The sequence below is a fragment of the Streptococcus parasanguinis genome (genome assembly GCF_032163505.1).
GTDB lineage: Bacteria > Bacillota > Bacilli > Lactobacillales > Streptococcaceae > Streptococcus > Streptococcus parasanguinis_V.
The window spans coordinates 1,059,296-1,073,730 of the sequence record NZ_CP134147.1 but is presented as its reverse complement, the minus strand read 5'-3'; the positions used below and the strand labels follow the sequence as shown (position 1 = coordinate 1,073,730).

Below are 14,435 nucleotides of genomic sequence, written 5' to 3'. Positions count from 1 at the left end.
ATACAATACAGAGGGATAAAACGTGGTAACAAAAAAGAAAAGCAGTACAACCAAGAAAAATTTGGTGATTGTGGAGTCTCCTGCTAAGGCGAAAACAATCGAAAAATACCTTGGTCGTAACTACAAAGTCATGGCTAGTGTTGGCCATATTCGGGATCTGAAAAAATCTACGATGTCTATTGACTTCGACAATAACTATGAACCGGAGTATATCAATATTCGCGGAAAAGGTCCCTTGATCAATGATTTGAAAAAAGAAGCTAAAAAAGCCAAACAAGTCTTTCTCGCAAGTGACCCGGACCGCGAGGGAGAAGCTATTTCTTGGCATTTAGCGCATATTTTGAACTTGGATGCCAAAGAAAAAAACCGTGTGGTCTTTAACGAAATCACCAAGGATGCCGTTAAAAATGCCTTTAAAGAACCGCGCCAAATCGATATGGACTTGGTCGATGCCCAACAAGCACGTCGGGTCTTGGACCGGATTGTAGGGTATTCAATTTCGCCTATTCTTTGGAAAAAGGTTAAAAAAGGACTTTCTGCAGGGCGCGTGCAATCAGTTGCCCTCAAATTAATCATTGATCGTGAAAATGAGATAAATGATTTCAAGCCGGAAGAATACTGGACCATTGATGGTGTCTTTAAAAAAGGGACCAAGCAATTCCAAGCTAGCTTCTATGGGATTGATGGCAAGAAGATGAAGCTCAACACCAATGAAGAGGTGAAAGCTGTTCTTGAACGCTTAGATGGCAAAGATTTTACCGTTGAAAAAGTTGAAAAGAAAGAACGTCGTCGGAATGCGCCACTTCCATACACCACCTCTTCCATGCAGATGGATGCTGCCAATAAGATCAACTTCCGTACACGTAAGACCATGATGGTCGCCCAGCAGTTGTATGAAGGAATCAATATCGGCTCTGGTGTTCAAGGTTTGATTACCTATATGCGTACCGACTCCACACGGATCAGTCCGGTTGCGCAAAATGAGGCAGCTAACTTTATCGTGGATCGCTTCGGTGAGAAATATTCTAAGCATGGAAGCCGTGTGAAGAATGCTTCTGGTGCCCAAGATGCCCACGAAGCGATTCGTCCGTCTAGCGTCTTCAATACTCCTGAGAGCATTGCTAAATACTTGGACAAAGACCAATTGAAACTCTACACCTTGATTTGGAATCGTTTTGTCGCTAGCCAGATGACGGCAGCTGTTTTTGATACTATGAATGTCCGTTTAGGTCAAAATGGGGTTCAATATACAGCGAATGGGAGTCAGGTAAAGTTTGACGGTTATTTGGCGATTTATAATGATTCAGACAAAAACAAGATGTTGCCGGACATGGTAGAAGGCGATATCGTCAAGCAGGTCAATAGCAAACCGGAGCAACACTTTACTCAGCCACCAGCTCGTTATTCTGAAGCGACCTTGATTAAGACCTTGGAAGAGAACGGTGTTGGTCGTCCTTCAACCTATGCTCCGACGATTGAGACCATTCAAAAACGCTATTATGTGAAGCTGGTAGCCAAACGCTTTGAACCAACAGAGTTAGGGGAAATCGTTAATAAACTGATCGTTGAATTCTTCCCAGATATTGTCAATGTAACCTTCACAGCAGAGATGGAAGGGAAACTCGATGATGTCGAACTCGGAAAAGAAGAGTGGCAAAAAGTCATCGATGCCTTCTACAAACCATTCTCTAAGGAAGTCGCAAAGGCTGAAGAAGAGATGGAAAAAATCCAAATTAAAGACGAACCAGCTGGTTTTGATTGTGAAGTTTGTGGTAGCCCGATGGTGATTAAATTAGGACGTTTTGGTAAGTTCTATGCTTGTAGTAATTTCCCAGATTGTCGTCATACCCAGGCCATTGTCAAAGAAATCGGCGTGGAGTGTCCTGACTGTCATCAGGGACAAATCATCGAACGCAAAACCAAGCGCAACCGTATCTTCTATGGATGCAATCGCTATCCAGAGTGTGAATTTACCTCTTGGGATAAGCCGATCGGTCGGGATTGTCCAAAATGTGGCCACTACTTAGTTGAGAAAAAAGTTCGTGGTGGCGGCAAACAAGTCGTATGTAGCAACGGCGACTACGAAGAAGAAAAAGTGAAATAAGCTTTCAAATAATTCAATGTCTATTATAACGGCAATTTTTATAAATGTCTGTTATAATAGACATTTTTTATTTTTTTCGTTATAATAGACATAAGGAGGTGGGCTTTATGTATCTTGCTTTGATTGCAGATGTGATTGATTCCAAAATCGTACAAGAACGTTTTGACCTGCAAAAACAGTTAGAAAAAACGCTTCAAAAGATCAATGAGATTTTTAAAGACTGCCTAGCATCGGCTTTTACCTTAACTTTGGGCGATGAGTTTCAGGCCCTTTTAAAAGTGGATGCTCCGGTTTTTCAAATCATTGATACCCTGCGTTCAGAATTAAAGCCGACTCAGCTTCGTTTCGGCATTGGCCTAGGGGAGATTGTAACGGATATCGATCCTCTGCAAAGTATCGGTGCAGATGGACCAGCCTATTGGAATGCACGTGCAGCTATTAATCTGGTCCATCAGAAAAATGATTATGGCAATACCCAGATCTATTTTTTGAGCGGTAATGACAGCCAGGACTTAGTGGTGAATGCGCTCATCGCTTCCGGAGAAGCCATACGTTCGGGTTGGCGAGAGAGTCAGGAAGAGATTCTGCTCAATCTGCTAAAGAGATCTGTCTATAGTGAAAGCTTTAGCCAACAGGAATTGGCCCAAGCGCTAGCCATCAACCCAAGCGCCCTGTCCAAGCGCTTAAAGAGTAGCAGTATTCGTGTTTATTTACGGGGACGAGCAGCAGCACTAGCTTGTATTCAAAACTTAGAGAAAGGAGAGGCCCATGAGCGGATTGTCTAGTATCGTAATGAATCCATACTTGATCCTCTTGTTGATTTGTCATTTGTTATCGGATTATTATTTTCAAAGTCAAAAGATGGCGGATCGCAAGGATCAGGATAAGAAGGTGCTCGGGCTTCACATTCTATATGTGGCTTTGCCTTTGTTCATTGTTTCGCTCTTTCATCTAGCCTTGTGGTGGATTTGCTTGGTCATTTTACTAACTCATGCTGGAATAGATTTCTTGAAACCGATCGTGCAGAAGGGATTGAAATTACCAAAAGCCTGGATTTTTGCATTGGATCAAGTCTTGCATATTGGTATCCTAACTTGTCTGGTCCTTATGGGAGCGAAGAATGGCACGACCTATCTACCCTTGGACATTTTAAATCTAATCTTTTATGTCCTCCTAGTTGGGAAACCAAGCAATATTGCCTTTAAAATTCTGTTTGCCAAGTATCAACCCACCAGCAAGAAGAAAATGGATACGATCACTGGGGCTGGTTCCATGATTGGCTTTTTAGAGCGTTTGGTGATTGGTGCCTGTCTCATCTATGGGCAATTTGCTTCGATCGGTCTGGTGTTTACAGCCAAATCCATTGCCCGCTATAATAAAATTTCGGAAAATCCAGCCTTTGCGGAGTATTACTTGATCGGGTCCTTGTTCAGTATCCTATCTGCCCTCTTAGCAGCTTGGTTGTGTCTATAAGAAAATAAATAGTAAAGTCTAAGACAGGAAGGAAAAGCCTTCCTGTCTTTTTATTTGGCTTTTTGGTATAATGGAGCAAGTAGAAAATTAGAAAGATTTGTGGGTGTCAAACAGTCCAGCAGGGTGTTTTGATACCCAAAGAGGTATTAGTGTCATGTCTCAATCTTATATCAATGTGATCGGTGCGGGCCTTGCAGGCTCTGAAGCAGCTTATCAGATTGCCCAACAGGGTATTCCGGTCAAGCTTTATGAAATGCGTGGGGTCAAATCTACTCCGCAACATAAAACAGACAACTTTGCTGAGTTAGTGTGTTCCAACTCTCTTCGTGGGGATTCTCTCACCAATGCTGTCGGGCTCCTCAAAGAAGAAATGCGCCGTCTGGGTTCTGTCATCCTTGAAGCAGCGGAAGCGACTCGCGTGCCGGCTGGTGGAGCGCTGGCAGTGGACCGAGAAGGCTTTGCTAGCCGGGTGACGGAGAAGGTGTCCCAACACCCTCTCATTGAAGTGATTCGCGATGAAATTACGGAATTGCCGACAGATGCCATCACAGTGGTCGCAACAGGCCCTCTAACCAGTGATGCCTTGGCAGAAAAGATCCATTCTCTCAATGGTGGCGATGGTTTCTATTTCTATGATGCAGCAGCTCCGATTATCGATGTCAATACCGTTGATATGAACAAGGTCTATCTCAAGTCACGCTATGACAAGGGAGAAGCAGCCTATCTCAACTGCCCCATGACCAAACAAGAATTTATGGATTTCCACGAGGCCTTGGTCAATGCAGAAGAAGCCCCGCTCAACTCTTTTGAAAAAGAAAAGTATTTTGAAGGTTGTATGCCCATTGAAGTCATGGCCAAACGAGGCATCAAAACCATGCTCTATGGCCCTATGAAGCCAGTTGGGCTCGAGTATCCAGATGATTACAAAGGGCCACGTGATGGGGAGTTTAAGACACCTTACGCAGTCGTTCAGTTGCGCCAAGACAATGCGGCTGCCAGCCTTTACAATATCGTTGGCTTCCAAACGCACCTTAAATGGGGCGAACAAAAACGGGTCTTCCAAATGATCCCAGGTTTGGAAAATGCAGAATTTGTGAGATACGGCGTCATGCACCGCAATTCTTACATGGACTCTCCAAACCTGCTTGAACAAACTTATCGTTCGAAGAAACAACCAAACCTCTTCTTTGCAGGTCAAATGACAGGAGTGGAGGGCTATGTTGAATCTGCAGCTTCTGGCTTAGTTGCTGGGATCAATGCAGCTCGCCTCTTTAAAGGAGAAGAAGCAGCTATTTTCCCTGAAACAACTGCTATCGGAAGCTTGGCCCACTATATCACTCATGCCGACAGCAAACATTTCCAACCTATGAATGTTAACTTTGGGATTATCAAGGAGCTAGAAGGTCCACGCATTCGGGATAAAAAGGAACGTTATGAGAAAATTGCCGAACGTTCCTTGCAAGATTTGGCTCAGTTTATGGAAAAATAACCCAAGAAAGGAAAAAGTTTGGAGAAAATCCAGACTTTTTCTTCTAAAAATGGTATAATGAATAAAATTTAGAATATAGAGAGTTTTCTGACAATGAACAAATCCTATTTTTATTTAGATATGAAGACACACGAATTGAAAGTGCCTTATACCGGAAAACTCCGTCGTGTGAGAGTCTTATTACCTAAGAATTATGAAACAGATACTGATCGACGCTATCCTGTTGTCTATTTTCATGATGGCCAGAATGTTCTCTATAGCAAGGAAGCTTTTGCAGGTCATTCCTGGAAGGTGATTCCAGCCATTAAGCGGAATCCTGATATTAGCCGCATGATTGTCGTTGCGATCGATAATGATGGTTTCCAACGCATGAATGAATACTCTGCCTGGAAATACAAGGAATCTAATATTCCTGGAATGCAATTTGGTGGCAAGGGCGTTGAGTACGGAGAGTTCGTTATGGAAGTGGTCAAACCTTTCATTGACCAAGAATACCGGACTCTTGCTGACAGAGAACATACAGCCATGATTGGCTCTTCGCTTGGTGGAAATATTACACAATTTTTGGGGCTAGAATACCAAGATCAAATCGGTTGTTTAGGGGTCTTTTCATCCGCTAACTGGCTGCATCAAGATGCCTTCAATCATTATATCGAGCGTAAAAAATTATATGCAGATCAACGCATTTACATCTATGTGGGGACTGAAGAGGCTGATGATACAGATAAAACCCTGATGGCAGGGAATATCAAGCAAGCCTATATTGACTCATCTCTTCGTTACTATCATGATGTCATTCAACAAGGAGTTGCTTTAGAAAATATCGCCATTCGGATTCAATCTGGGGCTATCCACCATGAAGAAGCCTGGGCAGAGCATTTACCTGAGTGCCTTCGCTTTTTGGCTGAAAATTGGGATTAATAGACTGTAAATAAAGAAATAAAGGAAAGAGGAAACTTATGAATATTGAACATTTAAGCCACTGGAGTGGCCAACTCAACCGTGAAATGTATCTGAACCGCTATGGACATGCTGGTATTCCTGTTGTGGTCTTCGCTTCATCAGGTGGAAGCCATAACGAGTACTATGACTTTGGTATGATTGATGCTTGTGCTCAGTTTATCGAAGAAGGACGGGTACAATTCTTTACCCTTTCTAGTGTGGATAGTGAGAGCTGGCTTTGTAATTGGAAGAATCCTCACGATCGAGCAGAAATGCACCGAGCTTATGAACGCTATGTGATTGAAGAAGCCATTCCTTTTATCAAGCACAAAACAGGCTGGTTTGACCCGATGATGACAACTGGTTGCTCTATGGGGGCCTACCACGCGCTCAACTTCTTCTTGCAACATCCAGATGTCTTTAACAAAGTGATTGCCTTGAGTGGAGTCTATGACGCACGTTTCTTTGTTGGTGACTTTGGAGGCGATGAAGCCATTTACCAAAACTCTCCATCTGATTATATTTGGAACCAAAATGATGGCTGGTTTATCGATCGTTACCGTCAGGCCGAAATCGTTATTTGTACTGGTTTAGGAGCTTGGGAACAAGATGGACTTCCATCTTTCTACAAACTGAAAGAAGCCTTTGATCACAAAAATATTCCTGCATGGTTCGCTGAATGGGGACATGATGTTGCCCACGATTGGGAATGGTGGCGCAAACAAATGCCATACTTCCTAGGCCAAATGCATCTTTAAGTAAAAAGGGAGGAGACCTCAATGAATTATATCGTTATTTCACCATATTACCCACAAAACTTCCAACAATTTACAATTGAATTGGCTAATAAAGGGATCACTGTCTTGGGAATTGGTCAAGAGCCATATGAACAGTTAGATGAGCCTTTGCGCAACAGCTTAACAGAATATTTCCGTGTTGAAAATTTGGAAAATCTGGATGAAGTGAAGCGTGCGGTAGCCTTTCTCTTTTACAAACATGGTCCAATCGACCGTATCGAATCCCACAATGAATACTGGTTGGAATTGGATGCGGCGCTTCGGGAGCAATTCAATGTCTTCGGGGCTAAGCCAAAAGATCTGAAGAAAACCAAGTTCAAATCAGAAATGAAGAAACTCTTCAAGAAGGCTGGAGTCCCAGTCGTACCTGGTGCAGTAGTTAAAACAGAAAAAGACATTGATAAGGCTGTGAAGAAGATTGGGTTGCCATTGATTGCTAAGCCTGACAATGGGGTAGGAGCAGCAGCTATCTTCAAGATCGAAACGCCAGAAGATGTGGACCATTTCAAGGCTGAGTGGGATGGCCATACAGAGTACTTCTTTGAGAAATTTGTCACTTCTAGCGAGATTTGTACCTTTGATGGTCTGGTCGATCGCGATGGTAATATTGTCTTTTCGACTACTTTTGACTATGCCTATACGCCACTCGATTTGATGCTCTACAAGATGGACAATTCTTATTATGTCCTCAAAGAGATGGATCCAAAATTGCGTCAATACGGGGAAGCCATTGTCAAAGCTTTTGGCATGAAGGAACGTTTCTTCCACATTGAGTTCTTCCGCGATGGGGATGACTATATTGCGATCGAGTACAATAATCGCCCTGCAGGTGGCTTTACCATCGATGTCTACAACTACGCTCACTCGATTGATTTGTACCGTGGCTATGCTGCCATCGTAGCAGGAGAACCTTTCCCAGCTTCTGAGTTTGAGCCCCTTTATTGCTTGGCAACTTCTCGTCGTGCAAATGCAGCCTATGTCCTTTCAGAGGATGAAGTTTTGGCTAAATACCATGATCAATTCCGTGTCAAGAAAGACATGCCAGCGGCCTTTGCGGAACTTCAGGGAGATTACCTCTATATGCTTACTACACCTAGTCGTGAAGAATTGGAACAAATGATTCATGACTTTGGCCAACGCCAATCATAAGATGATGACCGGTAGGATAGGATCCTATCGGTTTTTTTATATGTATAGCAAAGTCATGAGTGATAAGTTTGTGAAATATTGTATTTGAATTTTAAAAAGCTTATAAAACCATCTTCCAAGGAATAAAGTTTGTGAAATCATTTGAGCATTATTTTTGACAGTGCTTTCATTTTTGGCTAGAATGAAAGAGAATGAATAAATGCTAAGAAAGGCGAAATGATGGCAACATTAGATAAAAGTCTCTTATTGGAAATGTTCCGTAAAATGGAAGAAATCCGTCGCATGGACTTAAAAATTGCACAGTTAGTAAAAAAAGGGAAAGTGCCAGGAATGACGCACTTTTCTGTTGGGGAAGAAGCGGCTAACGTTGGCGCGATGTTGGCTTTGAACGATGATGATTTGCTGACATCTAACCACCGTGGTCACGGACAAGCCATTGCTAAAGGAATCGATTTGAATGGCATGATGGCAGAAATCCTGGGGAAATATACGGGTACTTGTAAAGGGAAGGGTGGCTCCATGCATATCGCTGACCTCGATGCTGGTAACCTTGGTGCTAACGGGATCGTTGGTGGTGGTATGGGAATTGCAGTAGGTGCTGCCCTTACTCAACAAATGAAAAAGACTGGTAAGATTGTCGTCTGCTTCTTTGGGGACGGAGCAACCAACGAAGGTGTCTTCCACGAAGCGGTGAATATGGCTTCTATTTGGAATCTTCCGGTAATTTTCTACTGTATCAATAACGGTTATGGAATCTCTGCTGACATCAAGAAAATGACCAATATCCAGCATATCCACGAACGTAGTGCTGCTTACGGCATTCCTGGAATGTTTATTCCTGATGGAAATAACGTTATCGATGTCTATGAAGGATTCCAAAAAGCTGTTGAACACGTCCGCTCTGGTAAAGGACCTGTCTTGATTGAAAGTGTCACCTATCGTTGGCTTGGTCACTCTTCATCTGACCCTGGTAAATACCGGACTCGTGAAGAAGTAGAAGAGTGGAAGAAGAAAGATCCAATCGAAAACCTTCGCAAGTATCTCCTTGAAAATGTGATTGCGAGCGCAGAAGAATTGGATCAGATCCAAGAAGAAGTAAAAGAAGCAGTGGAAGCTTCAGTGAAATTTGCGGAAGAAAGCCCATTCCCTCCACTTGAATCAGCTTTCGAAGATATTTACGCAGACTAAGGGGGAGTAGAGAATTATGGAAACTAAATTAATGTCTTTCCGCGATACCATTATCCTTGCTATGTCTGAGGAAATGCGTCGCGACGAAAATGTATTGTTGATGGGAGAAGATGTCGGAGTTTTCGGTGGAGACTTCGGAACTTCAGTAGGAATGCTTGAGGAATTCGGTCCAGAACGTGTCCGTGACTGTCCGATTTCTGAGGCTGCAATTTCAGGTGCAGCAGCTGGTGCTGCTATGACAGGGCTACGTCCAATCGTTGATATGACCTTCATGGATTTCTCTGTTATTGCCATGGATGCTATCGTCAACCAAGCCGCTAAAACTCGTTACATGTTTGGTGGTAAAGGTCAAGTGCCGATGACCATTCGCTGTGCTGCTGGGAACGGAGTAGGTTCTGCGGCTCAACACTCACAATCATTGGAATCATGGTTTACTCATATTCCTGGTTTGAAAGTTGTTGCTCCTGGTACGCCAGCGGATATGAAGGGATTGCTCAAGTCATCTATCCGTGATAACAACCCCGTTATCATTCTTGAATACAAATCAGAATTCAACCAAAAAGGGGAAGTGCCAGTTGACCCAGACTACACGATTCCACTTGGTGTCGGAGAAATCAAACGCGAAGGAACTGACGTCACTGTCGTAACCTACGGGAAAATGCTTCGTCGCGTGATGCAAGCAGCTGAAGAATTGGCAGAAGAAGGCATCTCAGTAGAAGTAGTAGACCCACGGACCTTGGTCCCACTCGATAAAGAGATCATCATTAATTCTGTCAAGAAGACAGGAAAAGTAGTCCTTGTCAATGATGCCCACAAAACAAGTGGCTATATCGGTGAAATTTCAGCTATCATTTCTGAATCAGAAGCATTTGATTACTTGGATGCACCGATCCGCCGTTGTGCGGGGGAAGATGTGCCAATGCCTTACGCACAAAATCTTGAGAATGCAATGATTCCGACAGTTGAAAGCATCAAAGATGACATTCGGAAAACGTATAATAAAGAATAACACATAATTTAAATTATGTAGTATCTATTGAATCAGACGAGGAAACTTTGTATCTTTAAGATGCAAAGTTCTCTGCGTCCTTGATATCTTAGATTAGAGCACGGGCTAAAAGCTCGGAAAAAAGATAAATCTCCTTGACTTCATCTAAGTCTGCGTTGATTTCCTATTTTTCGGTCGCTTTTAAACGCCCTTAGTATCATGTAATTGAATTCGGACGGAGGTCTGTGAAAAAAAGATAGATTTCCTTGTGTTCATCGAACACATCGTCAATCTCCTATTTTTTCATTGCCCTCTTCGTCCTTAATATCTTAGTATAGAATAGGAGAGGTCATGGCTGATGATAAGCTAAGAGCGACTCCTGCGGCTAGAAAATTGGCGGATGATCTAGGGATCAACCTCTATGATGTTTCTGGTTCAGGCGCAAACGGTCGTGTCCACAAAGAAGACGTGGAAACATATAAAGACACAAATGTGGTTCGCATTTCACCACTTGCAAAACGAATTGCTTTAGAACACAATATTGCTTGGCAAGAAATCCAAGGAACTGGTCATTGTGGCAAGATCATGAAGAAGGACGTCCTTGCTTTCCTTCCTGAAAATATCGAGAATGAGACCATTAAGTCACCTGCTCAAATCGAGAAGGTGGAGGAAGCTCCAGATAATGTGACACCTTATGGTGAGATCGAGCGGATTCCGATGACACCAATGCGTAAGGTGATCGCTCAACGGATGGTGGAATCTTACTTGACAGCACCAACCTTTACTTTGAACTATGACGTTGATATGTCTCAAATGTTGGCCCTTCGTAAGAAGGTATTGGATCCAATCATGGAAGCAACTGGCAAGAAAGTCACTGTAACAGATTTGCTTTCTCTTGCGGTTGTTAAGACCTTGATGAAACACCCATACATCAATGCGTCATTGACGGAGGATGGCAAAACCATTATCACTCACAACTATGTCAACTTGGCTATGGCGGTTGGGATGGACAATGGGCTGATGACACCGGTTGTCTATAACGCAGAAAAGATGACTTTATCAGAGTTGGTGGTAGCCTTCAAGGACGTTATCGGACGTACCTTGGATGGTAAGCTTGCTCCAAGCGAATTGCAAAATTCAACCTTTACTATCAGTAACTTGGGGATGTTTGGTGTTCAATCTTTTGGACCGATTATCAACCAGCCAAACTCTGCCATTCTTGGGGTTAGCGCAACTGTTGAAAAACCAGTTGTAGTTAATGGTGAAATCGTCATTCGTCCAATCATGAGCTTGGGCTTGACCATTGACCACCGCGTTGTCGATGGTATGGCTGGTGCCAAATTCATGAAAGACTTGAAAGCCTTGATTGAAGACCCGATTTCAATGTTGGTCTAATCAACTAGAGAGAATAGAAACAAGAAAAAGAGGGAAATAAAATGGCCTTAGAAGTAATTATGCCAAAAGCCGGCGTAGATATGACCGAAGGACAAATCGTTCAGTGGAATAAAAAAGTCGGCGAATTTGTAAAAGAAGGAGAAATTCTCCTTGAAATCATGACAGATAAAGTCAGCATGGAATTGGAAGCTGAAGAAGATGGCTACTTGATTGCTATCTTAAAAGGGGACGGCGAGACTGTTCCTGTAACAGAAGTGATTGGTTACCTTGGTGAAGAAGGGGAGAACATCCCAACTGCTGGAGCAGCAGCACCAGAAGCGAGTCCTGCACCAGCTGCAACAAGTGCTTCAAATGATGACAATAAGAGCGATGATGCTTATGATATCGTAGTGATCGGTGGTGGTCCTGCTGGTTACGTATCTGCTATCAAAGCAGCTCAATTGGGTGGTAAAGTTGCGCTTGTTGAGAAATCTGAACTTGGTGGAACTTGCTTGAACCGCGGATGTATCCCAACTAAGACTTACCTACACAACGCTGAAATCATTGAAAATATCGGTCATGCGGCAAACCGTGGGATCATCATTGACAATCCTAGCTTCACAGTAGATATGGACAAGGTTCTTGAAACTAAGAACAAGGTCGTAAATACTTTGGTTGGTGGTGTTGCAGGACTTCTTCGTAGCTACGGAGTTGATGTTCATAAGGGGATCGGTACCATTACGAAAGATAAGAATGTTTTGGTCAATGGTTCTGAGTTACTTGAAACTAAGAAGATTATCCTCGCTGGTGGTTCAAAAGTCAGCAAGATTAACGTTCCTGGCATGGAATCATCCCTTGTCATGACGAGTGATGACATCTTGGATATGAATGAAGTCCCAGAAAGTCTCGTAATCATTGGTGGTGGGGTTGTCGGTATCGAGCTTGGTCAAGCCTTTATGACCTTTGGTTCAAAAGTAACGGTTATTGAAATGATGGACCGCATTGTTCCAGCTATGGATGCGGAAGTTTCTAAGAACCTTCGTTTGATTCTTGAACGCAAGGGAATGACCATCTTGACTGATACTAAACTGCAAGAAATCATTGAAGAAGATGGCAAACTCCGTATCAAGGTTGAAGGAAAAGACGATATCATTACAAACAAAGCTCTTCTTTCAATCGGTCGTGTTCCAGATCTTGAAGGAATCGGAGAAGTGGAGTTTGAATTGGATCGTGGTCGTATCAAGGTCAATGAATACATGGAAACATCTGTTCCAGGTATCTATGCACCAGGTGATATCAATGGTACGAAGATGTTGGCTCACGCTGCCTTCCGTATGGGTGAAGTAGCGGCCGAAAATGCTCTTAAGGGAAATCATGCTGTTGCCAAATTGAACTTAACTCCTGCAGCTATCTACACACTTCCAGAAGTAGCGGCTGTTGGTTTGACAGAAGAACAAGCTCGTGAGAAATATGATGTCCAAATCGGTAAATTCAACTTTGCGGCTAACGGACGTGCCATTGCATCAGATGCGGCTCAAGGTTTTGTTAAGGTCATTGCAGACAAGAAATATGGTGAAGTTCTTGGGGTTCACATTATTGGTCCAGCAGCTGCTGAATTGATCAACGAAGCTTCTACTATCATTGAGATGGAAATCACTGTAGAAGAAATGCTCAAGACCATTCATGGTCACCCAACCTTCTCAGAAGTAATGTACGAAGCTTTTGCGGATGTACTTGGCTTGGCGGTTCACTCACCTAAGAAGAAATAATATTTGAAATGATAGAATGGCTGGACAGCAAATGCTGGACCAGTCTCTATCGTATATAAAGGAATCTTATGAAATACATTATTAATTATTCAAATGATACTGCTTTTAATATTGCTTTAGAAGAGTATGCTTTTAAGCACCTTTTAGATGAGGATCAAATCTTCCTTCTCTGGATTAACAAACCATCGATTATCGTTGGTCGCCACCAAAATACCATCGAAGAAATCAACCGCGACTACGTTCGGGAGCATGGGATTGAAGTGGTTCGCCGGATCAGTGGTGGTGGGGCTGTTTATCACGATTTGAACAACCTCAACTACACCATTATTTCAAAAGAAGACGAAAATAAGGCCTTTGACTTCAAGAGCTTCTCAACTCCTGTGATCAACACCTTGGCTCAGCTTGGAGTGAAGGCTGAATTCACTGGTCGTAACGATTTGGAAATTGATGGTAAGAAATTCTGTGGAAATGCCCAAGCTTACATCAATGGTCGGATAATGCACCATGGTTGCCTTCTCTTTGACGTGGATTTGTCAGTCCTTGCTAATGCACTCAAGGTGTCTAAAGACAAGTTTGAGTCTAAAGGGGTTAAATCGGTTCGTGCACGTGTGACCAATATCATCGATGAATTGCCAGAAAAAATCACGGTGGAAGAGTTCCGTGACCTACTTTTGGACTACATGAAGAAAGAATACCCTGAGATGACAGAATATGTCTTCTCGGATGAAGAATTGGCTGAAATTAATCGTATCAAGGAAACCAAGTTTGGTACCTGGGATTGGAACTATGGAAAGTCTCCTGAATACAATGTCCGTCGTGGCACTAAATTCCCTAGCGGTAAGGTTGAAATCTTCGCAAACGTCATTGAATCAAAAATCCAAGACATCAAGATTTATGGTGACTTCTTTGGTATCGAAGATGTTGCAGCAGTAGAAGATGTTCTTCGTGGCGTTAAATACGAACGTGAAGACGTCCTCAATGCCCTTCAAACCATTAACCTAGGTCGTTACTTTGCAGGTATCACTGCAGAAGAAATTGCTGAAGCAGTGGTGGAATAAAGTAAAAGATATCCATGTTAAATGGATATCTTTTATCTTAAACTTGATATTCGAAAACCATGAGTGTACAATATAGAGGAAATCTGAACAAAAAGGGGATCATA

12 protein-coding genes are annotated in these 14,435 nt (G+C 42.8%); all 12 read left to right on the top strand.

Features of this window, described 5'->3' with window-relative positions; all coding sequences use genetic code 11:
- The first annotated feature begins 22 nt into the window (after positions 1–22).
- The 12 genes from topA to RIN70_RS05500 all read left to right on the top strand — a co-directional run bounded on the left by topA (position 23) and on the right by RIN70_RS05500 (position 14,331).
- Positions 23–2,104, top strand: a complete 2,082-nt coding sequence (gene topA / locus RIN70_RS05555; RefSeq protein ID WP_023918171.1) for a type I DNA topoisomerase — start codon at positions 23–25, stop codon at positions 2,102–2,104.
- A gap of 107 nt (positions 2,105–2,211) precedes the next feature.
- Entirely contained in the window at positions 2,212–2,889 is a 678-nt protein-coding gene (locus RIN70_RS05550; protein ID WP_272144042.1) for a SatD family protein, read from the top strand.
- Positions 2,873–3,577, top strand: coding sequence for a DUF3307 domain-containing protein (locus RIN70_RS05545; RefSeq protein ID WP_118228158.1), 705 nt, complete (start codon positions 2,873–2,875; stop codon positions 3,575–3,577). The genes RIN70_RS05550 and RIN70_RS05545 overlap by 17 nt, the downstream gene beginning before the upstream one ends.
- Before the next feature lie 154 nt (positions 3,578–3,731).
- Positions 3,732–5,066: a methylenetetrahydrofolate--tRNA-(uracil(54)-C(5))-methyltransferase (FADH(2)-oxidizing) TrmFO gene (trmFO, locus tag RIN70_RS05540; protein ID WP_272144039.1), complete on the top strand. Its 1,335-nt coding sequence runs from the start codon at positions 3,732–3,734 to the stop codon at positions 5,064–5,066.
- A 93-nt stretch (positions 5,067–5,159) separates the two neighbouring features.
- Positions 5,160–5,987 carry an alpha/beta hydrolase gene (locus RIN70_RS05535; RefSeq protein WP_021153226.1) on the top strand — a complete coding sequence of 276 codons (828 nt, stop codon included), beginning with the start codon at positions 5,160–5,162 and terminating at the stop codon, positions 5,985–5,987.
- Between the two features lie 38 nt (positions 5,988–6,025).
- On the top strand, positions 6,026–6,766 hold the full coding sequence (locus tag RIN70_RS05530; protein WP_118228160.1) for an esterase family protein: 741 nt from the start codon (positions 6,026–6,028) through the stop codon (positions 6,764–6,766).
- A 21-nt stretch (positions 6,767–6,787) separates the two neighbouring features.
- Entirely contained in the window at positions 6,788–7,954 is a 1,167-nt protein-coding gene (locus tag RIN70_RS05525) for an ATP-grasp domain-containing protein (RefSeq protein WP_313790419.1), read from the top strand.
- A gap of 219 nt (positions 7,955–8,173) precedes the next feature.
- Complete coding sequence (locus RIN70_RS05520; RefSeq protein WP_272144220.1) at positions 8,174–9,142, top strand: thiamine pyrophosphate-dependent dehydrogenase E1 component subunit alpha; 969 nt, start codon at positions 8,174–8,176, stop codon at positions 9,140–9,142.
- Between the two features lie 16 nt (positions 9,143–9,158).
- Positions 9,159–10,151, top strand: a complete 993-nt coding sequence (locus RIN70_RS05515) for an alpha-ketoacid dehydrogenase subunit beta (RefSeq protein WP_129824891.1) — start codon at positions 9,159–9,161, stop codon at positions 10,149–10,151.
- Between the two features lie 330 nt (positions 10,152–10,481).
- Positions 10,482–11,525, top strand: coding sequence for a dihydrolipoamide acetyltransferase (locus tag RIN70_RS05510; RefSeq protein ID WP_313790418.1), 1,044 nt, complete (start codon positions 10,482–10,484; stop codon positions 11,523–11,525).
- A 41-nt stretch (positions 11,526–11,566) separates the two neighbouring features.
- Positions 11,567–13,273 carry a dihydrolipoyl dehydrogenase gene (gene lpdA, locus RIN70_RS05505; RefSeq protein ID WP_313790417.1) on the top strand — a complete coding sequence of 569 codons (1,707 nt, stop codon included), beginning with the start codon at positions 11,567–11,569 and terminating at the stop codon, positions 13,271–13,273.
- A gap of 68 nt (positions 13,274–13,341) precedes the next feature.
- Entirely contained in the window at positions 13,342–14,331 is a 990-nt protein-coding gene (locus RIN70_RS05500; RefSeq protein ID WP_118095165.1) for a lipoate--protein ligase, read from the top strand.
- Positions 14,332–14,435 lie beyond the last annotated feature (104 nt).

What these genes read in the sequence shown, in the direction of transcription:
- RIN70_RS05550 (WP_272144042.1), top strand. Translation starts at nt 2,212, where the DNA reads ATGTATCTTGCTTTGATTGCAGATGTGATTGATTCCAAAATCGTACAA.
- RIN70_RS05545 (WP_118228158.1), top strand. Translation starts at nt 2,873, where the DNA reads ATGAGCGGATTGTCTAGTATCGTAATGAATCCATACTTGATCCTCTTG.
- trmFO (WP_272144039.1), top strand. Translation starts at nt 3,732, where the DNA reads ATGTCTCAATCTTATATCAATGTGATCGGTGCGGGCCTTGCAGGCTCT.
- RIN70_RS05535 (WP_021153226.1), top strand. Translation starts at nt 5,160, where the DNA reads ATGAACAAATCCTATTTTTATTTAGATATGAAGACACACGAATTGAAA.
- RIN70_RS05530 (WP_118228160.1), top strand. Translation starts at nt 6,026, where the DNA reads ATGAATATTGAACATTTAAGCCACTGGAGTGGCCAACTCAACCGTGAA.
- RIN70_RS05525 (WP_313790419.1), top strand. Translation starts at nt 6,788, where the DNA reads ATGAATTATATCGTTATTTCACCATATTACCCACAAAACTTCCAACAA.
- RIN70_RS05520 (WP_272144220.1), top strand. Translation starts at nt 8,174, where the DNA reads ATGGCAACATTAGATAAAAGTCTCTTATTGGAAATGTTCCGTAAAATG.
- RIN70_RS05515 (WP_129824891.1), top strand. Translation starts at nt 9,159, where the DNA reads ATGGAAACTAAATTAATGTCTTTCCGCGATACCATTATCCTTGCTATG.
- RIN70_RS05510 (WP_313790418.1), top strand. Translation starts at nt 10,482, where the DNA reads ATGGCTGATGATAAGCTAAGAGCGACTCCTGCGGCTAGAAAATTGGCG.
- lpdA (WP_313790417.1), top strand. Translation starts at nt 11,567, where the DNA reads ATGGCCTTAGAAGTAATTATGCCAAAAGCCGGCGTAGATATGACCGAA.
- RIN70_RS05500 (WP_118095165.1), top strand. Translation starts at nt 13,342, where the DNA reads ATGAAATACATTATTAATTATTCAAATGATACTGCTTTTAATATTGCT.